This is a genomic window from Neobacillus sp. YX16 (assembly GCF_030123505.1).
In the GTDB taxonomy this organism is placed as follows: Bacteria; Bacillota; Bacilli; order Bacillales; family Cytobacillaceae; genus Neobacillus.
Map to the genome: position 1 here is coordinate 1,215,105 of NZ_CP126115.1, position 23,349 is coordinate 1,238,453.

The 23,349-nt window shown below is 36.9% G+C and carries 22 protein-coding genes and 2 pseudogenes; 22 read left to right on the forward strand and 2 right to left on the reverse strand.

The features are described 5' to 3' along the window. Positions 1-118: 118 nt before the first annotated feature. The 6 genes and pseudogenes from QNH48_RS05925 to QNH48_RS05950 form a co-directional block, all read left to right on the forward strand. Positions 119-1,114 (forward strand): glycosyltransferase, encoded by a 996-nt coding sequence (locus QNH48_RS05925; protein WP_283954176.1) that lies wholly within the window; start codon positions 119-121, stop codon positions 1,112-1,114. 27 nt (positions 1,115-1,141) lie between these two features. After that, the gene (locus QNH48_RS05930) at positions 1,142-1,744 is read left to right on the forward strand and encodes a class I SAM-dependent methyltransferase (protein ID WP_283954177.1); all 603 of its coding nucleotides are present in this window, start codon (positions 1,142-1,144) and stop codon (positions 1,742-1,744) included. 46 nt (positions 1,745-1,790) lie between these two features. After that, a complete protein-coding gene (locus tag QNH48_RS05935) occupies positions 1,791-2,918 on the forward strand; it encodes a glycosyltransferase (protein WP_283954178.1) in 1,128 nt (375 codons plus the stop codon). Between the two features lie 153 nt (positions 2,919-3,071). Beyond that, a complete protein-coding gene (gene gmd, locus QNH48_RS05940; protein WP_283954179.1) occupies positions 3,072-4,031 on the forward strand; it encodes a GDP-mannose 4,6-dehydratase in 960 nt (319 codons plus the stop codon). Continuing rightward, on the forward strand, positions 4,021-4,956 hold the full coding sequence (locus tag QNH48_RS05945) for a GDP-mannose 4,6-dehydratase (protein ID WP_283954180.1): 936 nt from the start codon (positions 4,021-4,023) through the stop codon (positions 4,954-4,956). Before gmd ends, QNH48_RS05945 begins: the two co-directional genes overlap by 11 nt. Before the next feature lie 165 nt (positions 4,957-5,121). Next, positions 5,122-5,433: pseudogene (locus QNH48_RS05950) on the forward strand (alpha-helical endospore appendage domain-containing protein); the annotation flags it as partial. 690 nt (positions 5,434-6,123) lie between these two features. Here QNH48_RS05950 and QNH48_RS05955 read toward each other — a convergent pair. Both QNH48_RS05955 and QNH48_RS05960 read right to left on the reverse strand, forming a co-directional pair. Beyond that, positions 6,124-6,447, reverse strand: a complete 324-nt coding sequence (locus QNH48_RS05955; RefSeq protein WP_283954181.1) for an alpha-helical endospore appendage domain-containing protein — start codon at positions 6,445-6,447, stop codon at positions 6,124-6,126. Between the two features lie 84 nt (positions 6,448-6,531). Continuing rightward, positions 6,532-7,830 carry a glycosyltransferase gene (locus tag QNH48_RS05960; protein WP_283954182.1) on the reverse strand — a complete coding sequence of 433 codons (1,299 nt, stop codon included), beginning with the start codon at positions 7,828-7,830 and terminating at the stop codon, positions 6,532-6,534. Between the two features lie 48 nt (positions 7,831-7,878). On the opposite strand from QNH48_RS05960, the gene QNH48_RS05965 reads away from it, so the two are divergent. The 16 genes and pseudogenes from QNH48_RS05965 (at position 7,879) to QNH48_RS06040 (ending at position 23,256) form a co-directional block, all read left to right on the forward strand. Further along, positions 7,879-9,300: a glycosyltransferase gene (locus QNH48_RS05965; RefSeq protein ID WP_283954183.1), complete on the forward strand. Its 1,422-nt coding sequence runs from the start codon at positions 7,879-7,881 to the stop codon at positions 9,298-9,300. A 220-nt stretch (positions 9,301-9,520) separates the two neighbouring features. Then, positions 9,521-10,561, forward strand: a complete 1,041-nt coding sequence (locus QNH48_RS05970) for an alpha-helical endospore appendage domain-containing protein (RefSeq protein ID WP_283954184.1) — start codon at positions 9,521-9,523, stop codon at positions 10,559-10,561. Positions 10,562-10,621: 60 nt separating this feature from the next. Continuing rightward, entirely contained in the window at positions 10,622-10,807 is a 186-nt protein-coding gene (locus tag QNH48_RS05975; RefSeq protein WP_283954185.1) for a hypothetical protein, read from the forward strand. A gap of 843 nt (positions 10,808-11,650) precedes the next feature. Further along, a complete protein-coding gene (locus tag QNH48_RS05980; protein WP_283954186.1) occupies positions 11,651-11,806 on the forward strand; it encodes a hypothetical protein in 156 nt (51 codons plus the stop codon). A 389-nt stretch (positions 11,807-12,195) separates the two neighbouring features. Then, positions 12,196-12,384, forward strand: a complete 189-nt coding sequence (locus QNH48_RS05985) for a hypothetical protein (protein ID WP_283954187.1) — start codon at positions 12,196-12,198, stop codon at positions 12,382-12,384. A gap of 759 nt (positions 12,385-13,143) precedes the next feature. Next, positions 13,144-13,449 (forward strand): annotated as a pseudogene (locus QNH48_RS05990) (alpha-helical endospore appendage domain-containing protein); the annotation flags it as partial. Positions 13,450-14,136: 687 nt separating this feature from the next. Then, positions 14,137-15,267: a helix-turn-helix transcriptional regulator gene (locus QNH48_RS05995; protein ID WP_283954188.1), complete on the forward strand. Its 1,131-nt coding sequence runs from the start codon at positions 14,137-14,139 to the stop codon at positions 15,265-15,267. Positions 15,268-15,431: 164 nt separating this feature from the next. Continuing rightward, positions 15,432-16,418, forward strand: a complete 987-nt coding sequence (locus QNH48_RS06000) for a LacI family DNA-binding transcriptional regulator (RefSeq protein WP_283955697.1) — start codon at positions 15,432-15,434, stop codon at positions 16,416-16,418. Continuing rightward, positions 16,411-17,289 (forward strand): ribokinase, encoded by an 879-nt coding sequence (gene rbsK, locus QNH48_RS06005; RefSeq protein WP_283954189.1) that lies wholly within the window; start codon positions 16,411-16,413, stop codon positions 17,287-17,289. Before QNH48_RS06000 ends, rbsK begins: the two co-directional genes overlap by 8 nt. Positions 17,290-17,291: 2 nt before the next feature. After that, complete coding sequence (gene rbsD, locus QNH48_RS06010) at positions 17,292-17,684, forward strand: D-ribose pyranase (RefSeq protein ID WP_283954190.1); 393 nt, start codon at positions 17,292-17,294, stop codon at positions 17,682-17,684. 17 nt (positions 17,685-17,701) lie between these two features. Continuing rightward, complete coding sequence (locus tag QNH48_RS06015) at positions 17,702-19,183, forward strand: sugar ABC transporter ATP-binding protein (protein ID WP_283954191.1); 1,482 nt, start codon at positions 17,702-17,704, stop codon at positions 19,181-19,183. 1 nt (position 19,184) lies between these two features. Next, positions 19,185-20,150, forward strand: a complete 966-nt coding sequence (gene rbsC, locus QNH48_RS06020; protein ID WP_481858458.1) for a ribose ABC transporter permease RbsC — start codon at positions 19,185-19,187, stop codon at positions 20,148-20,150. Between the two features lie 17 nt (positions 20,151-20,167). Beyond that, a complete protein-coding gene (gene rbsB, locus QNH48_RS06025) occupies positions 20,168-21,085 on the forward strand; it encodes a ribose ABC transporter substrate-binding protein RbsB (RefSeq protein ID WP_283954192.1) in 918 nt (305 codons plus the stop codon). Between the two features lie 385 nt (positions 21,086-21,470). After that, a complete protein-coding gene (locus QNH48_RS06030) occupies positions 21,471-22,028 on the forward strand; it encodes a hypothetical protein (protein ID WP_283954193.1) in 558 nt (185 codons plus the stop codon). A gap of 436 nt (positions 22,029-22,464) precedes the next feature. Further along, positions 22,465-22,860, forward strand: coding sequence for a VOC family protein (locus tag QNH48_RS06035; RefSeq protein WP_283954194.1), 396 nt, complete (start codon positions 22,465-22,467; stop codon positions 22,858-22,860). Positions 22,861-22,884: 24 nt separating this feature from the next. Next, positions 22,885-23,256, forward strand: a complete 372-nt coding sequence (locus tag QNH48_RS06040; RefSeq protein ID WP_283954195.1) for an MmcQ/YjbR family DNA-binding protein — start codon at positions 22,885-22,887, stop codon at positions 23,254-23,256. Positions 23,257-23,349 lie beyond the last annotated feature (93 nt).

A 23,349-nucleotide genomic window follows, 5' to 3' on the forward strand; every position in this document is an offset into this window, starting at 1 on the left:
TTCATTTTCTATTTCCTCACAAGGATCTCATTTCAAATTTCACCAAAAGTCGTTTTTCATTCATACATTTATATTAATCCTAATGATTAACCAAAAAATACCGAAGGAAGAGTACATCATGAGAATTTTATATTTATCAGTTCATGACGTATTGGAATACGATGAATTGAAGTTATTTACGGAATTAGGGCACGAATGTTTTTCACATGGGGCCTATGCCCGTCCGCATTTAGGAAGTTCTTACCGCCATCCGCTTCATGAAATGCCTATTGATCCAGATTTCGCTGATTTAGTAGATCGCTATTCAAAGTATAATTTACATCCTGAAATGATTGAAGATAAGGATGTCATTATTGTTATGCATGATCCCTCAATCATCACAAAAAACTGGGAGAAGATGAAACATAAACGGGTGATATGGAGGTCAATCGGTCAATCTTCCCCCGAAGTTGAGAGGAAACTTCGTCCATACCGGGAGCAAGGAATGGAAATAGTTAGATATTCACCTAGAGAAAGTCAGATTCCTGAGTATATTGGGGAAGATGCCATGATTAGATTTTACAAAGATCCCGACGAGTATGGCGGCTGGGAAGGGAGTAAAAATCAAATTATGACCATAAGCCAATGCATGAAAAAGAATTGGATTGGTTCTAATTATAATTTATTCCATATAGCTTGTAGGGGATTACCAGTCAAATTGTTTGGTCCAGGAAATGAGGATGCACCGGAAAGTGGCGGAATGTTGACATATGAACAAATGAAACAAGAACTGCGGGAAAATCGGTCATTTTTTTATACAGGTACGAGAATTACAAGTTATACACTAGGTTTTATCGAGGCCTTTATGACAGGCATTCCAATCGTTTCTGTTTCAGAATTTCAAGGAAATCATCCATTGCTTAAACAACGTACCTTTGAAGTTCATGAAATTATTGAAAATGGAAAAGAAGGGTTTGTATTTGATAGTGTTTTAGAGCTACGAGACTCATTAAATCAATTATTGTACAATGACCAACTTGCGAAAGAAATAAGTAAAAATGCCAGGGCAAAAGCCATTCAGATATTCGGAAAACAGAAGATAAAAGAACAATGGAAGGAATACTTGAGTAATTAAATGATAAACGATCTTATGGAGGACATTATGAGTAATTTAAATAAGGATACTTTCTTTAAAATATTTGGCAGTGGTGTCTTTAATGGTGAAGTACCTTTTTACACCACTCCTGATGATGTAAAGGCATTAATTGCCCTTTCACGGACTTTCTATCCTAAAACTGTTATTGAGATTGGAATTCAGCGCGGAGGGACAGCGAAATGTATTTTAGATAATAGCCCATGGATTGAAAAATATATTGGTATAGATGTCATACCCTCTTTTACTACTACATTATCTATTCAAAGGGGGGAAGTTCCACAAATAGCTGGGGAATATGTCAAGGATGACCCGAGAGTGGAATTAATTGTAAAACATAATGGTTCGCGGGATTTGGAACCATCAGATCTCCCTGAGGCCGACTTCATTTTTATCGATGGCGACCACTCGAAAAAAGGTGTATTCCTAGATACTCTATTAGCTCGGAAAGTGATAAGAAAAGGCGGTATTATTTGCTGGCACGATTATGGAAACCATCTTGTACCAGGTGTAACAGAAGTGATTGATACTTTCAATAGAAATGAAGGAGATCATATTTGTTTTGTTGAGGGTACGATGATATGTTTTCAATTTTGCAGAGAAGGCCGATAATGTAATCCTTCAATTAATAAAATATAATTAAAGGGAGATGGGTGGTATGACTCAACCTTCAGGAATTCTATGGATAGGACCCATAGGTGATATGGGAGGCTACGGTAATGTTAGCAGGAATTATTTAAGAGCATTGAAACATATCGATCTTCCCGTACTCTTATTAAGTTCGGCAAAGATTAATAAGGAAATTGGAGAAGAAGACATTGAACTGCTAAATAGTTTTCTTAAATCGAAAAAGCCATTGGGGGATAATCCCATCCTTGTGATTCATGGTACTCCGGAGTCATTTATCGGGATAGGGAAAGAAGGCTTTCATAAGACCATTGGAATTACCTTATTTGAAACAAACCGAATCCCCCTTCATTGGGCAAATTTTTGCAATGATATGGATGAAATTTGGGTTCCTACCCGTTTTAATTACCAAACATTTACAGAATCCGGTGTTGACCCTTCAAAAGTACATGTCGTACATTATCCAATTGAGAGCAGCCAATATACCAAACAATTTGATTCATATCCATTTCCTGCTGAAGTAAAGTCTTATAAATTTATATACACATTAGCGTTTGATTACCGTAAAGGGTTGGATTTGCTCATTCCAAGCTATTGTAACGAATTCACGGCAGAAGATGACGTTAGTCTAATTTTAAAGATCTACGTTCCTGGGTGGATCAGCCAAAAGAATCTATTTGAATTAGTATCTTCGTATATACCTAATAAGCCAAATAATCCTCATATTCATTTCATGATTGAAAATACTCCTCGAGAAGACTTGCTGCGTTTGTATTCAAGCTGTGACTGCTATGTTTCTACTGAAAGAGCTTGCGGGTGGGGGATGCCTCAGATGGAAGTAATGGCGATGGGAAAACCGGCGATATCCATTAACTGGAGCGGAGTCACAGAATATATGAACGATCGAAATAGCTTTTTAATAGAACCAGAAAATGAACTAGAATTCGTACACCCTGAACTGCAGCGCACAAGAGCTATCCACTATTATAGGCATAAATGGGCAAAGGTAAATGAAGACAACGTTAGAAAAGTGATGCGGGAAGCATTTGAAAATCATAAAAAAAGAGAAGAACTTTCATTACAGGCAAAACAAGATATCAGAAATCATTTCTCTCCTCAAGTGATTGCAGAGCAAATGAAAGCACGATTATTTTTTTAAACTTGGACTTTATATGGAGGACCATGGCAGCAAAAATGCCTGCTCCTTACATATAAAGTTTTTTATTTCCTAGAAAGAGGGAATAGAAGCGAGTTGTAACAGCATAAAGATACAATGGGAATTCTTACACCAAAAAAGTAAGGGGAGGACACCATGAAAAGAGCTCTTATTACAGGTATTACCGGTCAAGACGGCTCATATTTAGCTGAATTACTTCTTGATAAAGGCTATAAAATATATGGGTTAAAAAGGAGAACTTCAACAGAAAACTATGAAAATATTAAACATATACTAAATGAAATAGAGTTTATATCCGGTGATTTGTCTGATCTATCATCATTGATACAGGCTGTAAAGCTTTCTAAACCTGATGAAGTATATAACCTTGGTGCACAATCATTTGTAGCTGATTCATGGCCCCAGCCTGTCTATACAGCTGAGGTTACTGGTCTTGGGGTTCTAAATATTTTGGAAGCAGTGAAGATGGTAAAGTCGGATGCTCGTTTTTACCAGGCATCAAGCTCCGAAATGTATGGAAAGGTTGTAGAAACCCCTCAAAAAGAAACAACTCCTTTTTATCCACGGAGTCCTTATGGTGCAGCTAAGGTATTTGGTCATTGGATTACAGTTAATTATCGTGAAAGTTATGATTTATTTGCATGTTCGGGGATATTATTCAACCATGAATCACCAAGGAGAGGGATACAATTTGTTACTCGAAAAGTAACAGATGCTGTAGCTCGAATTAAATGTGGGCTTCAAACAGAGCTTCGACTTGGCAATCTTGATGCAAAACGGGACTGGGGTTTTGCTGGTGATTATGTAAAAGCGATGTGGCTGATGCTTCAGCAGGAAAAGCCGGACGATTTTGTTGTAGCTACAGGAAAAACGAATACAGTCCGTGAACTTGTTGAAATCGCCTTTAATCATGTCGGGTTGAAATGGGAAGATCATGTTATCCAGGATCCTGCATTTATGAGGCCGGCAGAAGTAGATTTATTACTAGGAGACCCCCAAAAGGCGAAAAAAGAGTTGAAATGGGAGCCAAAGGTTACTTTTGAGGATTTAATAAAAATGATGGTTGAACATGACCTGAAAAAGTATGGGGAATGAAATGAAAGCACTCATAACGGGGATTACCGGATTTGTCGGGAAATATCTTGAACTTTTTTTGAAGGATAAAGCTGATGTTTATGGGACCTCAAGATCCAATAGAGGCGAGAAACATATTTTTAAAGTAGATTTACTTTCTGAATCAGAAATCATGGAGTTAATTGAAACAATCAAGCCTACGCACATTTTCCACCTTGCAGGATTGAGTAATGTGAAGGACTCTTGGGAACATAAAGCTGATTTTATTCATGGAAATGTGATTGGAACGGTTCATTTATTGGAAGCTGTTAGGAAAGTAGATGACCAAATAAAAGTGATGACTGTTGGATCATCTGAGGAATATGGCAGGATTCCGGACAATTTAGACAAAGTCAGTGAGGATACCAGAACAAATCCAGTCAGCCCTTATGGGATCAGCAAGTGTGCCGTAAGTATGCTTGTAAATTTGTATCATAAATCATATGGATTAAATACCACACATGCCAGGCCTTTTAATCATATTGGACCTGGCCAAAGATTAGGATTTGTAACGACTGATTTTGCCTATCAAATAGCTCAAATCAATAAAGGAAGAACACAAGAACCTATCATTCGAATTGGAAATTTAAAATCAGCAAGGGATTTTACTGATGTAAGAGATATCGTAGAAGCTTATTACGATATCGCATGTTTCGGTAAAGCGGGGGAAGCTTATAATGTATGTACGGGTCAAGGTGTCAATATTCAAGATATAGTAGAGATATTAATAAGTTTTTCAAATAAAAAGATTAATCTAGTAGTTGACCCAAGCAGAATACGAGTGTCAGATATTCCTAGATTAGTAGGAAATCCTGAAAAATTGTTCACCTTAACAGGATGGCAACCGAAAAGAAAACTTGAAGATACTTTAATAGATATTTATGATTATTGGTTAAAAGACTTGTAAAAAGCAGCCTCTTGAGAAAGGGGCTGTTTTTCTTTTGCCCTGTTTTGTCTCGGGTCTTGAAGATAGCATACTGGAAAAAAGGCTATTAGATTTGGGACAAATGTCGTTTCTTTTTGAGTAGTTTTTCATAATTTACAATATATAGATTGAAAGGAGGTAATTAATTTGTCTATCCCAAATTTTCCCAATATAACTCCGTTTATATCGATCACTACAGAGCAGACAATTCCGTTACTTTTAACAAGCATTGCACTTGAAGAATTAGCCCTAGCTCATATTATGAACGTAGAAGCAGAAAAGCTTCAATTCGTTCTTGGAACATTAGATACAGCTGTTACATTTACTCCTGCAGAGGTTTCTTTAGGGGATCTTCTTGATGTCAATGCTAGTGTTCAAAGAACCCTTCGTGATGTAATCAAGAAGGAAATGCTACTCGAATTCAAATTTGAAAACATCCTTGACTTAATCACTGAAACTCAAGAAGAAGAAGTAGAAGGAATATGTGAATGCCTTGGAGACTTTGTTGCTTCAAATGATACCTTTGAGCGCAGAGTTGGGGGAGTATTAGTAGAAACAGAACAAGCTGATTTGGTAAGAAGCGGTACCAGTAACGGAAGAGTAAGAATATGCGGCCAAGGTGAAGGAGCCGCTCCATGTGATCCGACACAACAGGATCTTTTCGAACTTAACTTTCCAGATGTTAATCCTACCATTACATTTGTTGCTGATCAATACTTTTTAACTTCATCCGGAGCTTTGGGTACTTGTTGTGTTGTTAGGGATGCTGAAGGTGATATTATTGAGGAGAGATACACTATTTCAGGTATAGGAACAAGGAATGGAATAGGGAACACTCCATTTGTTTTAGAGTTATTTGATCGTGGCGGGAATGATGATGAAGTTAGACTTACTTTAAATGGAACGGAAGAATTTAGAGCCGAAGACCTTCCAAATGGTAATGTCATCGTTAATAATTGTCCTGACTTCGACCCTCCTGATTGTGTATAAATAGTTTAGTATTCTAATTTAGGAAGAATATAGAAGAAAAGTTCAGGTCAATAGACCTGGGCTTTTTTAATAGAGTACATAATTTCTATATTTGCTTCATCATAAAAATAAGACCCCCAATTCATCATATTAAGGGATGAATTGAGGGTGAAGGGTTCCTTAAGGAAGAGGAGTGATAGCGATTAGGTCAAGAATATTTTCAAACTTGAACTCTAACAGCATTTCTTTCTTAATCACGTCACGAAGTGTTCTTTGAACACTAGCATTGACATCAAGAAGATCCCCTAAAGAAACCTCTGCAGGAGTAAATGTAACTCCTGTTTCTAATGTTCCTAGAACGAATTGAAGCTTTTCTGCTTCAGCATTCATAATGTGAGCAAGTGCTAATTCCTCCAAAGCAATGGAAGCCAAAAGCAGTGGAATTGTCTGCTCAGTAGTTACCGAAATTAGTGGAGTAATATTCGGGATATTTGGAAATGACATTTCAATACCTCTCTTTCTTGTTGGAATAGTATATTATATACTCCACTTCACTATTAGAGAGGGCTAATGTAATATATTTAGAGATTATTTATTTTTATTTGTGCTCATGGATAGTATTTTGGTAATTAATGCTTTATCCTCATTATCCTCTGGTAATGCTGTAAAGACGTCGTGATGATTTTCCATTATTTTATGCAAAGCTTCTACTGGCGAGATAAAAGTAGATGATAGACTAGAGGCCCGTGCATAACATTTTGCAGCTTCCTCAATATTCCCTAATTTTTCTAAACAGCAACCTTTGTAGTATAAGGCTTGAAAGCTCCCAACTCCCTTTAAAGTAAGATGCTGTAAATTTTCTTCTCCCATTTCAAGGCAGAGATCAAATACCTCCAAAGCCTCTTTGAACAAGTCTTTAACCATTAATATAATGCCTTTATAAAAATGGAGATCTACATAATCAGGATAGAGGGTAACAGCTCTCTCGATACCAGGCCATGCCCCTTCGATACTGCCTGAACTAATCAATATTGAATACTTTAATCGATATAAAAGAGATGGAGGAGTTTTGAGCTGTTTCAGAAATCCCATAATGGAACGATTGACATAATCAAATGCCTCATTATAGTTTTTTAGACGGTAATATTCACTCGCAATATGGTACTCGATCCAAGGGCTGTAGTCCTTTTGTTTGAGCTCGTCTTTTAGCATACCGATATTACGTTCAGATTTCTTTTTCTCTTTATTGACAGGATCCAAATATCCGTAATGAAATACCTTAATAGGCACAGTTTTAATGGTGGGATCTTCGTTAAATTTTGCAATAATTTCATTGGCATTTAGCATCTCGTGAATTTTATTATTAAATTTAAAACCTTTGTGATTTTGAAAAAGCCGGGTATGGGCAATATCAAATGTCTTGTTTGGATCAGGGCTGTCACCATAATAATTGATTAAATGAACAGATAGGAGCAGGTCATCAAATTTGAGCGCTTCACGTAGCTTCTTAGCGTCAGAAGTATCTACTACTTCGTCGGCATCTAACCACAAAATCCAATCCCCTGTTGCACGCTCCAAGCCATAATTACGTGCATCTGAAAAGCTCCCATTCCATTTAAATGTAAAGACCTGAGCACCGAATGATTTGCAGATTTCAACCGTTCGATCAGTGGAGCCAGTATCGACAATAATCATCTCATCCACATAATCTTTTACACTTTTGAGGCAGCCATCAATAAAGTTTTCTTCATCCTTTACTATCATACATAGCGACAGTCGTCGGTCATCCATGGTATTTCCTCCTTTTGACAATAAATATTCATCTTCATCGTATGTTTTAATCAAGATAAAAGTGATGAATTGGAACCTAATATAATCAAAAGCCATATAATGAGTGAAGGAAACTAACAAACTCACTCATACTTTAGGAGGATTATGTTGAAGAATGATATTGTGAAACTCAATTGGATAGGATCTCAATTTGCAGGACATAGTCTTTCGATTGTGAATCAAAATATTTGCCAGTATCTTCAGCAAAGTCGAGATATAAATCTTAGAAAAGAAATACCTGAAAAAGAAAAGTTGCTTGATCCATATATCAAAAGTGAAAAAAAGTCATTTATCCCTTTTTCTAATCCCGACTTGACGATTTCTCATCAGTGGCCGCCCCATTGGCCGCAACTTAAAAATGGGATTTCGGTTTGTATGCAGCCCTGGGAATTTGGAGCTATCCCGAGAGAGTGGTATATTCCCATGATGTATTGGGTAGATGAAATCTGGGTTTACAGTTTATACAATATGGAAAGCTATATCCGCTCAGGGATTCCTGAAAGTAAAATCCATGTCATTCCACTTGGCGTCAATGAAAAATTATTTCATCCCAACGTCCAGCCTCTAGCATTGGATTCATCTTCATTTAAGTTTCTCTTTGTCGGCGGGACAATTGGCCGCAAGGGAATAGATATTTTACTACAAGCATACCTTAAAGAGTTTACTATAGATGATGATGTTTTCTTATTCATCAAAGATACTGGAACTCAATCTTTTTACAAAGGAATCACGCTGGAAAAAATGATCCATGAAGCAATGTCTGACCCGAATCATCCTCGTATTGTATATATGGATAAGCAGCTTTCCGAAATAGAGCTGGCCGGATTGTATAAAGCGTGTGATTGTTTGGTTCATCCGTATAGAGGAGAGGGATTCGGGTTACCTATTGCAGAGGCGATGGCATGTGGTACTCCAGTGATTGTGCCAGATAAAGGATCTTGCGTAGATTTTTGCACGGAGGAAACTGCGTTCTTTGTTCCATCGAAGGAGGATACTTTACCAGACAAAAAAGTTGGAAATCTCGATACGGTCGATTTTCCATGGTGGCTGTCGATCGATCCTAACGAATTACAGAATGTTATGCGATTGGCTTATGAGAATCAACCGTTAGTCAAGGAGAAAGGACAGAAAGCGAGTCAACATATTTTGTCTTCTTTCACCTGGGAAAAAAGCTCCAGGTATGTATTAGACAGGATAAAACATTTAGTTCAGTCAAAAACGAGTCTGATACGAATCGATGAGAATATTATTAAGAAGGAACTAGAACGAGCAAATGAGTTGTATGAAAAAAAACTTATTGAAGATGCATTAGGCGTCTATTTGAATATTTTGGCTATATACCCAGAAACACTTATGGCAAGATACAACACTGCAATTGTTTATATTGGTAAGGAGACCTATAGCCATGCGATCGAGCATCTTGCTTACATTGCACACAACATGGAAAAACAAAGTAAAGATTTTCAAGAAAATATTTTTCGTATGATGAGATATTGTTATATGAAAGAAGAAACTAATCCAAAATAAAACTATTTGAAAGCAAATCTAGCAAAGTGTCTGTGAAGATAACTTTGCTTTTTTCATTTTTCATGTATATTAGAAAATCCACCATATGTAATAGGATAAATGCACATTCATAGAAAGATATAAAGATTAAACTGAAGAGTAAATAGGTTATGCGACTTTTTGTTTCATTAATATCGGAAAACTATTTGCAAAATAAATTAATAGAAAGGAGAAATATTTAATGTCTTTTCCGAACATTCCGAATATAACACCTTTGATATCGGTTACTACTGGACAAACTATTTCATTGCTTTTAAGTTCGATTGCATTGGAGGAATTGGCGCTTGCTCACATCATCAATGCTGAGGCAGAAAAGCTGCAATTTGTTTTGGGAACATTAGATGATACTGGGGTCACATTTTCACCTGCGGAGGTTTCGATAGAGGATTTGCTTGATGTCAACACCCGTGTTCGAAGAACTCTTAGGGACGTTATTAAAAAGGAAATGTTACTAGAGTTTAAATTTGAGAATGTACTTGATTTGATGGGAACATTACCATCTGAACCTGTACTTTTGGAGCAACAAACCTTTACCTTTACAGGAGAGATTCAAACAACTACAGTCCCAACTGGTGCAACAACTGCAAGAATCCAGGCGATTGGTGCTCAAGGAGGAAATGAGGAAAATAATAATACAGTTGGCGGTTTAGGAGCTTCTGTGCAGGGTGAATTTGGGGTCACACCTGGAGAATCACTTGCAGTACTTGTTGGGGGTATGGGTGGTACAGATTTTGGTGGAGGCGGTGGAGGCGGTTCCTTTGTATGGAGAGGGACAGTGCCTGGAGATTTAAATGCGTCTTCTTTACTGGTTGCTGCAGGCGGAGGCGGCGGTGCTGGTAGCAACTTTTTCAGTTTAGGTAATAACGGAGCAGACGCTTCAATTGCATTTATCACAACAATAGGTCCGGGAACACCTGCTAATCCTGCTGGTGGTACGGTTGGATTAAATGGTACTGGCGGTGGTGGTGGTACCACTGTTCAGTTCGGCGCCGGAGGCGGCGGCGCTGGGGTTTTTGCTAGTGGTGGCACTAGCAATGGAGGAGGTGGCCAAGCTATTAATTCTGGAGGTGCCGGAGGAGCAGCCGGGGGTAATGGAGGTCCTGGTGGTTTCGGCGGCGGCGGCGGCGGCGGCGGCTCTCGAAATAATGGCACAAACCAAAATAATTCAGCTGGAGCTGGTTTTGGAAATGGTCAAGTTATCATTAGCTTTTTCGGTTCTTAAGGAGAGCCAACAAGCTTATTAAAATCGAAAATAAAATTTTTGTTAAAATGAGGAAAATATATGAGTTTTGAAGAAGCATTTAAATCACTTGTAAATTGGCTGGAATCTAGTTATGGCCGTCCATTAACAGAACCTGAAACAACACATGTCTCTGAAATTTTAAAAAATTTCGAAGCATCTAATAAAGATTTTTCTGTCCTGATGGACAAAGTACAAAATTTAAAGGTAATACCTAGAAGCAAATAATCCTCCATTTAAACAGGTCCGATTAAGATTCATATACTGCTTTTAAGTTAAGACAACCTTAATTGGAGAGGAGATTTTTTGAAACTAGGTTTAAAGTCGGGCAAAAAGGTTGTTCCAATTAATTAGAAGGAAAAAGCTCAGATCTAAATGGATCTGAGCTTTTCTATGCAACAAAATTTTCTTAAACGTGGACATTCTCAAGAAATAATAAAATAACAGGTGCATTATTATTGTAACCACACATCATATAGTTCAAATATTAATATCCACGATTCGGTTATCTGTTTTGCTTTATTCCCAGATTAATTTCTATCAAAATGACGAAATGAAAAAGGTGCTCTCTGCAAAAATCCGCATCTGTAATAGGGATAATGACATAGTCATACGTATTCGCACAAAATAAAAGGTAGAGAAGTTGTCGCGACCTTTTTTTGTTTAATTAATATCGCATAACTATGCGCAAAATAATTAATAGAAAGATAAAGATCCCCCTGCAGGTACTAGGAGATTGTTTAAATTAGAGACTAAAAGCAAGAGAATCGTTTGCTCTACCTTAACAGTAATGGTCGATGTAATATTAGGGATGATTGGAAAAAAATATGAGTTACCCCTTTCTAAGAAAACATTGAATAAATTCATGTGCGTTGTTTTCCTTCTTTTCTTATTTGAATGCATATTATAGTGAATTCAGGTATCCAAGTATTGGTAAGGACAAATACCCCCAGTTTGGCGTTTATTTTTTTACATAATAATAGGTTGATATACAAGCATTTTTCTCGCTAAAACTTAGAATAATACAATCTTTGATTGAGGGGAGGTTCAAGAGAATGAGCTGGGATTTTAATGCTTTTAGGCACAATTGTGATTGTATTAAGTGTAAGAAGCGTAAGTGTTTCAAACCAAAGCATAAGAAAATTTGTTGTCATTGTTGTTGCTGCTGCAGTTGTTGTTGTAGTCGAAAAGATTGCGGAGATCGGTAGTGATATTTGTTTTTTATGAGGTTCCTACAAGTGTTGGGGATTACTCTCTTGTGCCGCTTCAAGATGTCTTCAGAAGCCGAAAACCATGATTTATCAAAGGTGCATAAACGATAAATCTGACAAACTGAAACCCCTTGGGCGCCAAGGGGTTTGGATGTGGTTCAGTTCCTGAAAGATTGTAATGGTATCAATCACGGTATTAGTGCCCCGTCGATGATCGAAATAAAGAGCCCTTCTTTAGTGATTTTGAAGCATCATAAATACCCTTTAATTTTAGAAAGGAGTTTTAAATTAAATAAATAGAGAAAGTATATTCATATAAAATGCTACTCGGCATAATATATTCAAGATAAAGCAGATAAAAGTTTACGTATTCCATAAATAGAAATTTTAAAGGGAGAAGGGAGTATGAGCAATTCAATAAAAAGGGAGTTACCTGACAATTATTATTTATTAGTTGACGAATTACATGCACTATTAATGAAATTTGGCAACTTAGAGAAAATGCAGTTTTTTGGAGTTAGGGCTATAATTACAGGTAATTTTTATTATTGGAAATTAAGATATAATGGACAAAATCTATTAAAATACCAATAAATACCTAAATAGGTTTGGTATTTGTCTTTTATAATAAAGGGTTGATCAGCAACCCTTACACCAATAAAGAATCTAAGGGAAATCACTATAACAGTTAAGGATTAACCGCCTGGCTGTTTTTATTTGTAATGATTAATTAAAAACAAATGCTAAATTAATGAATTCGGATAGTAGTTATTTGTAACCTCAAATTTTTTTCATGTTCAACTAACAGATGCAAAGTTAAAGATGAGAATTGTGGTGGCATTCTCTTTTTTCATTAAGAGCGAAGTAGAACAAGGATTATAATTATATCCCTTACAAAAGCGAATTATTCATAATTCTTAGTTCCTTTTACCTATATTTTCATTAGAAGATTCCTGAGGAGGAAGCCTTACTATTAGAATGTTATTTCTTGCTTCATCAGAAAAGGGAGATAAATCTTTGTTAAGAAGGTTGATTTTTAGTGAGTTTCTAATGATTAGTATCTGTTAATGGTAAATGTTGATAGAATATTTCTCCGAATTGATACTATTATCAAAATGAAAGATACGTATGTTCTATACTTCTTTTATGAACACTGATTTTTTTAAGAGACTTTTAAAAAAGGGCTCTTTTTAGTATAAAAATCCGCATTACAATGGGACAAGCGTTGAGTTATGTAAACATTAGCAGAATAAAATAGTAAGGAATAGTAGGTTAAAACGTTATTGGCATGTTGCTTTTAACACATCTATTAAGACCTATGTTCAACTAAAAATTTGAAAGGAGATAATTATAATGGCTTTTCCGAATATTCCCAATATTACTCCGCTTATTTCTGTGACTACTGAGCAGACGGTTCCACTGCTTTTAGCTTCCATTGCTTTGGAAGAATTGGCTCTTGCCCATATCATGAACGCTGAGGCAGAAAAGCTTCAATTTGTTCTAGGCACATTAGAAACAGGAGTTACGTTTACTCCTGCTGAGTTGTCATTAGGGGACCTTCTTGATGTGAATACTAGTGTTCGAAGAACTCTTCGTGACGTGATCAAGAAGGAAATGCTTTTAGAGTTCAAATTTGACAACATTATGGATTTAATCGCTGTAACAGATGGAGGAGGAGTAGCTCCACTTGCTTGTGAGTGTGGTATTGCCTTACCTGGTATCGTAACGATTCCTGGTATAGCAGTTACTATTCCTATTATTAGCCCTCTCCCTATCACGGCTTCAGCCGCGCTGAATTTGAGCATTTGTCCTAATTGTCAAGCAAACGGTTCATTTTTCAATTTAACATTGAGTGCAGCCGTAGCTACTGCTATTTTAAATATTGGTGCAGCGAACATTACAAGTGTTACGTGTGACAATGGTGTTGTGACCATTACTGGTACCGCAACTTTAAGCCTTAATGGAATTTCGATACCTGTTGATTTTAATATTGTAATTGATAGTAATACTGGTACAGTTACTGTATCCTTAACCGACCCTATTACAGGAGTTATTGTACTGAGTGCACCGATCCTAGGAGTAGTAGGATTAGTTTTGACTGATTGTTAACCGCATTCAATCAGGAAGCTTTTAATAGATTAGAAGAGACAGCATTTTTTGCTGTCTTTTTATGTGGGAACAAGAATGAATGAACTAGGTAAAAAGATCAAACTGGAAAACACGACTTTGAAGCGATGATAAGCTGGTTCCAATCAAAGCAAAACAAAATAGAAAATGGCACATTGAGTTACGTTGTATTTGATGTTAATAAATATAAAGAGAAGACTGTTACTCGGCTGCCCTTGATTGAAATGGGAGCATATAGCTGTTATCGAATTAAGAAAATGGCATGATTGGGTTAAAATTCACCGATTCCGAAAACGTAATACAGAATGCAGGATTATTCCCTTACTAGACCCATCCTTGTTGTATACTTCCCCTCTTGCTATTGAGTTCAAGCTTGAGTACTTGCTAGTGAAATCCGTGAAAAAACATATATTTCTTCGTACATTGAAACGGGCTATTAGGGAACTATCAATTTCGAATTCTAACTCTATTGATTATGATGAATTATTTTATCAGATTCATCAGGAACAAAATACGGAGCGCAACACGTTGCCATTTCAAGAGGCATTTTTGCGGCGGCTGCTGGCTGGCGATAAAACAACTGCAGAGGAATTATTTCAATCTCGTTTTTTTCTCCCAGGTGAGGCGATGCCAAATGTGGTCTGTTTTATTCAGGGATTTGTACGACGCACTGGCAGCAGGGAACTGGAAGGATGGGAACCGAGGGAGATTCAAGAATTTTTCAGAAACCGCTTTCAGGGATATCAGCTTACTTTTCTTTCCTATCGAAAACATTTACTTATGTTTATCCAGGTTCCTCCCGAGTACGTTTCCTTCATACACTGGAAAGAAGGGGAGAACAGGATTCTTGATACTATTCAAGCATTGGAAAACGAGTATGGAATTTATCTATATATAGGGGTAGGCTCCATCTACCGTGAACCGCTGCTCCTGCATCATTCCTATCGAGAAGCATGCAAGGCTAGGCGAACTACGCCGTATGACAGGCCATCACTGCGTAATTTTGAAGAGATTACAAAGGATGTTCAGATTCAGAAATGTACAGACTATATAGCACGGTATTGTATCGAAGATCTTTCGTTAAAACGGGTAGCCGATCAAATTAATCTTAGTGTACCGTACTTCAGCCGGATATTTAAACAAGAAACAGGACGCAATTTTGTTGAATATGTCACCTTTGTCCGTTTGCAGCGTGCAGTGTGGCTTTTGCGTCATACGAATCATACGATTGAGTGGATCGCCGAAGAACTAGGTTTCAATACACCAAATTATTTTAGTGGTACCTTTAAAAAGTATGTTGGCCTTTCTCCAAGGGAATACAGAGCGACAGAAGAAATTATCTTTGTTTAATAAAGGAGATAATGGAGAGATCATTTTAAAAGAAGAAGTGTTACCATAACAAAGAGCATCTGCATAAAATTATGTTGGTGCTTTTTTTCTAGGTAAAGTATGTTGCGTACAAAAAAATAATATGTTAATATGTGTGTAACCGGTTACACACAAGAGGTGAAATGATGGCTACTATACGTGATGTCGCAAAAAAAGCTGGAGTATCTGTGGCGACCGTTTCAAGAGTATTAAACAATAAAGGTTATTCACATGAAGATACGAGGAAGCTAGTAAACGAGGCAATTAAAGAATTAAATTACAAACCAAATGAAGTGGCAAGATCTCTATATAAGAAGAAATCAAGATTAATTGGATTATTGTTGCCAGATATTCGAAATCCCTTCTTTCCTGAATTAGCTCGTGGGGTAGAGGATGAAATGCAAAAGCAAGGACTCCATTTAATTATTGGAAATGCTGATGAAAAACCTGAAAAAGAAATAGAATATATACAGACTTTTAAACAAAATAATGTAATAGGTGTTATTTCTGCAACGAATCAAGCTGAAACAAGTCTTTACGAAGACTTATCTTTTCCTGTTGTTTTTCTTGATCGGACAACTAATAGTCATCCTTCAGTTTATTCTGATGGATTAGATGGGGGGAAAAAGGCTGCACAAGAAATGATCAAAAGGGGAAGTAAGCGAATTGCTTTACTTAGGGGACCTATTGAATTAAGGACAGCGCAAGACAGATTCAAAGGTGCAGTTGATGAGCTGTGTAATGCTAATGTGGACTTTCACGTGATTACGTCATCGTTTAGTTTTGACGATGCAGAAAAAGTGGCTAAAACCTTATTTGAGAATTTTCCTGATACAGATGGGATCATTGCCAGCAATGATCTTAGTGCAGCAGCCATATTACATGAGGCGCTACGAATAGGAAAATCGATTCCAGATGATTTACAAATTATTGGATATGATGATATACCGCTTAGCAAGCTTCTGTTCCCGCCACTTTCTACAATTAGGCAGCCAGCCTATGATATGGGAAGAGAAGCAGCAAAATTACTAATGAAAATTATTAATAAAAAAACGTTAGAGCAAAAGAATATTCAAATGCCTGTTACATTTATTGAAAGGCAGACGACAAGGAAGGTTGAGAAAGATGGTTAAGATGACGATTATTGGGAGTTCTTCTATGGATTTGGTTGTAACCGCTTCAAAACGACCAAAAAAGGGGGAAACGATTCTTGGGCAGAGCTTTAAGACAGTCCCTGGAGGCAAAGGGGCTAACCAGGCTGTCGCAGCTGCCAGGCTTGGTGCTGAAGTGTATATGGTGGGATGTGTAGGTAAAGATGGGTTCGGGGAAGAAATAGTTAATAATTTTACTTCTAATAGTGTTTTTACAACCTATGTGGAACCGGTTACATATGCTGAAACAGGAACTGCACATATTACCCTTGCAGATGGCGATAACAGCATTATTGTTGTTAAAGGTGCTAATAATTATGTTACACCTGATTTTGTTGAAAAGGCACTGAATGTAATACGTGAATCAGATATTGTACTAATTCAGCAAGAGATTCCTGAGGAAACAGTGGAATATGTAACAGAGATTTGCTTTGCAAATAATGTACCCTTATTACTAAATCCGGCACCCGCAAGACCAATTAGTAAAACGGTAATTGAAAAGGCAACTTATATTACACCAAATGAATGGGAAGCTTCAATTCTATTTGAGAGCAAGGATATCCATGATGCTTTAAAAGAGTTTCCAAATAAATTATTGGTTACTGAAGGTAAAAACGGAGTCCGCTATTATGATGGTGAAAATGAGGTGCTTGTCCCGGCTTATGTGGTTGATGCCGTTGATACAACAGGTGCAGGCGATACATTTAATGCGGCATTTGCTGTTGCAGTAGCTGAGGGCAAAAACATAAGAGATAGCATTCGTTTTGCTAATCGAGCTGCATCATTGTCTGTAACAAAATTTGGTGCACAGGGTGGTATGCCAACTAGAGAACAAGTAGAAGGGAGTTTATAAAAATGAAACGTTTTGGAATTTTAAACAGCCATATATCAAAGGTCTTAGCGGATCTCGGTCATACCGATTATATTGTAATAGCAGATGCTGGCTTGCCCATTCCAGATGGTGTTAAAAAGATCGATCTGGCAGTGAAAACAGGGATGCCTTCATTTATAGATGTAGTGAATGCCGTTGATGAGGATATGGTTATCGAGAAAGTGATCATTGCCTCTGAAATAGAAAGAAACCCCGAACATGCTAACTATTTAAAAGGTAAATTCGCTGATAAGGAAATAGAGCATGTTTCCCATGAGGAGTTTAAACAATTAACAAAACAAGCTAAAGCAGTAATTCGTACGGGTGAAATTACCCCATATGCAAACTGTATTCTACAATCTGGAGTATTTTTTTAATAGATGAGGTGATAAGCATGCGTATTACGATGGAAAACATCAATAAAGCATTTGGAACCAATCAAGTTTTAACTGGTGTTGATTTTGATTTATTAGATGGAGAAGTACATGCCCTAATGGGGGAAAATGGTGCAGGAAAGTCAACGATGATGAACGTTCTTACAGGGCTGCATGCCCGAGATAAAGGGGTCATCACAATTGATGGGAAAGAGACCTATTTTAAGAACCCAAAAGAAGCGGAGCAAAGTGGAATCACCTTTATTCATCAGGAACTAAATATTTGGCCTGATATGACGGTTCTAGAAAACTTATTTATTGGCAAGGAATTAAAGAATTCATTTGGCCTTTTAAAAATAAATGAAATGAAAACGCTGGCAAAAAAACAGTTTGATAGATTAGCAGTATCGATTCCGTTAGATAAAGAGGCAGGGAGTTGTTCTGTTGGGGAGCAGCAAATGATTGAGATTGCTAAAGCTTTAATGACAGAAGCAAAAGTGATTATTATGGATGAACCTACTGCTGCATTGACAGAAAGGGAAATCAGCAAACTTTTTGATGTTATTTCTTCATTAAAAAATACAGGAGTTTCGATTGTATATATTTCTCATCGGATGGAGGAGATTTTCTCCATCTGTGACAGGATTACCGTAATGCGTGATGGGAAAACCGTTGACACGAAAGCCATTCCAGAAACGAATTTTGATGAGGTTGTCAGGAAAATGGTAGGAAGGGAATTAACCGACCGATTTCCTAAACGAAATCCTAACCCGGCTGAAACCGTTCTTGAAGTAAAGGGTTTAACAAAAAAGGGACATTTTGCAGATGTAAATTTTTCTGTGCGTGCGGGGGAAATAGTCGGGGTTTCAGGATTGATGGGAGCCGGAAGAACGGAAATTATGAGAGCTATTTTTGGCCTTGATAGCATTGATGGCGGTGAAATTTGGTTGAAAGGGAAGAAAGTGACGATTAAATCACCGGAACAGGCTGTCAAGGCAGGGATCGGTTTCATTACAGAAGATCGCAAAGATGAGGGATTAATACTAGATTTCTCTATTAGAGATAATATAGTTTTGCCAACCCTATATAGCTTTGCTCCAAAAGGGATCATCAATGAAAAAAGTGAGACAGACTTTGTTAATATGCTAATCAAACGCTTGACAGTTAAAACGGAATCCCCAGATATTGCGGTTGGAAAGCTATCAGGGGGAAATCAGCAAAAAGTGGTCATTGCCAAATGGGTCGGAATAGGGCCGAAACTACTTATCTTAGATGAACCAACTAGAGGGGTAGACGTTGGAGCAAAGAGAGAAATTTATCAACTAATGAATGAATTAACAGATCGGGGTGTAGCTATCATCATGGTATCTTCAGAATTACCTGAGGTCCTTGGAATGAGTGATCGAATCCTCGTCGTTCATGAAGGAAAAATAAGTGGTCAATTATTGAATGAAGATGCGACCCAAGAAAAAATTATGACATTGGCAACAGGAGGTCAGTAGGATGAATTCCATTAATGCAGTGACAAAACCTAGTAAGACAAATATGATGAATGCCGTCACCCAAAAGTTAGGACCACTACTTGGTTTAATTATATTAGTAGTGATTGTATCAATATTAAATCCGAGTTTTCTTGAACCTTTGAATATATTAAATTTATTAAGGCAAGTGGCTATTAATGCACTTATTGCGTTTGGTATGACGTTTGTTATTTTAACAGGTGGAATTGATTTATCTGTCGGGGCTATTCTTGCATTATCCAGTGCATTGACAGCGGGAATGATGGTATCTGGTATAGACCCAATTATTGCGATAATAATTGGATGTATTCTTGGCGGGTTGATGGGAACGGTAAACGGTTTGTTCGTTACCAAGGGAAAGATGGCACCATTTATTGCTACATTAGCAACAATGACAATCTTCAGAGGACTAACACTTGTTTATACTGGTGGAAACCCGATTACTGGTCTTGGTGATAACTATCTGTTTCAGTTATTTGGCCGTGGTTATTTTCTAGGAATACCTGTACCAGCGATTACGATGATTCTTACATTTGGTGTTTTATTCATTATTCTTCATAAAACTCCATTCGGCCGTAAAACATATGCGATTGGTGGAAATGAAAAAGCGGCATTAATTTCAGGGATAAAAGTACCGAAAGTAAAAATCATGATTTATAGTCTTTCAGGCATGCTTGCAGCGCTGGCCGGTGCAATCTTAACATCTCGTTTAAATTCAGCACAGCCTACTGCGGGTACTTCCTATGAGCTTGATGCGATTGCAGCCGTTGTGTTAGGCGGGACAAGCCTATCAGGGGGAAAAGGAAGAATTTTTGGTACATTGATTGGTGCTTTAATTATCGGAACCTTAAATAATGGCTTGAATCTTCTTGGAGTATCATCCTTTTATCAAATGGTGGTTAAGGGGATTGTTATATTAATAGCAGTATTACTTGACCGTAAAAAGTAGCATAAGGAGAGATCACGATGAAAAAATTAATAGCTATATATCTATCACTAATACTTTTGCTCCTAAGTGCTTGTTCCATGCAACCGCCTGGATGGGCAAAACCGGATAAAAAAGAAAGTTTAGAAGATATTAAAATTGGCTTATCTGTTTCCACATTAAATAACCCATTTTTTGTTTCTTTAAGAGATGGAGTGGTTAAAGAAGTAGAAGCCTTGGGTATGGAAGTCATTATCGTAGATGCACAGAATGACTCTGCAAAACAAGTGAATGACGTAGAGGATTTAATTCAGCAAGGTGTGGATGCACTGCTCATTAATCCAACTGATTCCGCTGCCATTTCAACGGCTGTTCAATCAGCAAATAATATTGGCATACCGGTAGTTACTTTGGATCGTTCAGCAGATAAAGGGAAAGTAGAAGCATTAGTAGCTTCAGATAATATAAAAGGCGGGGAAATGGCTGCGAATTATGTTATTGAAAAGCTAGGTGAAAATACACAAGTTATTGAATTAGAGGGAGTTCCTGGGGCATCAGCTACACGTGAAAGGGGTAAGGGGTTTCATAACGTAGCAGATCAAAAATTGAATGTAACTGCTAAACAAGCAGCTGATTTTGATCGTACGAAAGGATTAACTGTAATGGAAAACCTTCTACAGGCAAATCCTGATATTAAAGCTGTATTTGCTCATAATGATGAAATGGCATTGGGGGCAATTGAGGCAATTAGCAGCTCTGGTAAGGAAGTTATGGTCATTGGATTTGATGGAAATGACGATGCACTAAATGCGATTAAAGCAGGAGATATGGAAGCAACAGTTGCTCAACAGCCAGAGTTAATTGGTAAGCTTTCTGTGGACGCTGCCAAAGACGTTTTGCAGGGTAAAAAGGTAGAGAAAATCATTGCAGCTCCGCTAAAATTAGTAGCAAAAGATTAATAGGTGCCTGTCACTCCCCGTAATATGTCGGTAAATTTTCGACATTATCGAGGAGTGACAGGCATTTTATATTTTAGAAATGGAAACAGGTTGTATTCAGGAATAGGACTTTTTGATTAAAAAAAGTGAAAAATGTTGTTTCATGGAAGAAAAAGAAGGATTTTAATTTTTAAAAATGAATATATATAACAACTAGTATCTCCAGTTTGTCAAAGTTGTTTTGACAGCTTGACCAAAAAACATATGATTATGAAACGATAATAGGAAAACCAATCGATTCTTTCCACCAGAAAGACCTTTCCTTAAATCAGGTAGCTCAGACAGAAAAGGATCGGAATCATTTTATTCATCCAGCCCAATCAATTTATGAAAGAAGGTATGCCGTATGAACGAAGAATTTTTTTCTGACTATAAAAATTTTATTGTTGCACCGGTCGATGAAAAGCTAAATGGTAAAGAATCATTTGATCCAAAAAATTACTCTTCACATTATATCATGACACTGTCTATTTTTAATTCGCGTATAACAAATTGGAAAGATGCTAGTAGATTTGATATAGATATTGACAAAAGTATTAAAACAGTTCTGAAGGAATTTAATATAAAGCACCATGAAAAGTACCATCTTCAATTACTTGAATTAGATAGATTTAAAAACTATTTTGTATTGGCTCTTTCCTCAAAAACAAAAATTGAAACAAAGGAAGAAAATGACAGTATATCTTTTATTGTTGATAGAATGCTAACAAACCCTTTTTATGTTGGACAAGGATGGTTCAACTTAATTGGTGAAAAAGGAAGAATATCACGTAAGCTCTTTTGTTGTTCTTTTATGAAATATGTAATAGAGAACCAAGATCCCTTAAGAAAAGACAAAAAATTAGGAAATGTCAGTGAATTCACTCCTAAAAATGATGAGATTAAGCTTGTAAAAAATCTCTAAAAAAAGTAACACAGCTACCTTACAATTGGACTTTTTGAAGCAAAAATGGGCAAAGCTAGAGAAAGGAAAGTTTATTTTTAAAGGTACATGAAGTAGCATAAATAACATGCACCCATTCGACTTGATGAATGGGTGCTGTTTTTTCATTAAAGGTCCTCATTAGAAGTTTTGCAAATATAGCTTTTAAGAAGCCGTAGCAAGATAATTTAAGTGTAACTGGAAAGGGTAGCCAAGTATCTGATATCCTTAAAATGATAGAGATCATTTTGAAAATGAAACAGTATGAGAGTCTTAGTCCCAATACTGTATTTACATATTGGATAGAAAAATCTATTTTGTGCTATTTATAATTATTTTTAATTTTTAAATTATTCCTTTTATGGCTATAATAGGAAATGGCAAACGTAAACACTAATAAAGAATAGAGGAGGCAATTATGGGTAGATTAGTTCATTTTGAAATTCATGTGAGTGACATGGACCGGGCAAAGAAGTTTTATGGAGAGGTATTTGGATGGTCCTTTCAAGATTATAGTGAGTATGCTGGAATGCCTTACTTTGGTGCAGTGACTGGAGATGAAAATGAGCCTGGAATCAATGGAGCATTGATGCAGCGTCAAAGTGCAGCGCCGGAAGCTAACCAAGCTTTAAATGGATTTGCTTGTACAATGGGTGTGGAAAATTACGACGCAGTCGAAGCTAAGATTATTGAGAATGGCGGCAGTGTGGCAATGCCAAAATATGCTCTTCCAGGAATGGCTTGGCAAGGATATTATATTGATACTGAAGGAAACATATTCGGAATTCATCAACCCGATGCTAATGCAAAGTAGAATCTAAGTTGGGTGAAAAAAATCATGAAATCACTAGAATCGGCAGGCATACTTGAAAAATTACGAGAATTTTGTCTATCAATGCCTGAAGCCATTGAACATATCGACGGTTTTGGTCACAATACTTTTAAAATCAATGGAAAATCATTTGTGATATCAGGTGAAAACGAGAATGGATTCAGCCTGTCTTTCAAGTCAGACCGGGAAACGCAAGAAATATTGCTGCAGAAAGAACATTTCTACAAAACTCCATATATTGGTCGTTACGGATGGGTTTCTATCCAAAAACCGGCTGAAGAAGACTGGGAAGAGTTGAAGGATCTACTCCAAGAAGCCTATTTACGTGCTGCACCTAAGCGCTTGGTTAAGGAATGGAATGAATTACATAAGAGATAGAGGAAGGCGGAATTTAATCTGTCTTTCTTTTTTTTGCACTAGTATTAAGAATGTGTCAGATTTTTCTACATTAAATTACATTTTAATTACAAA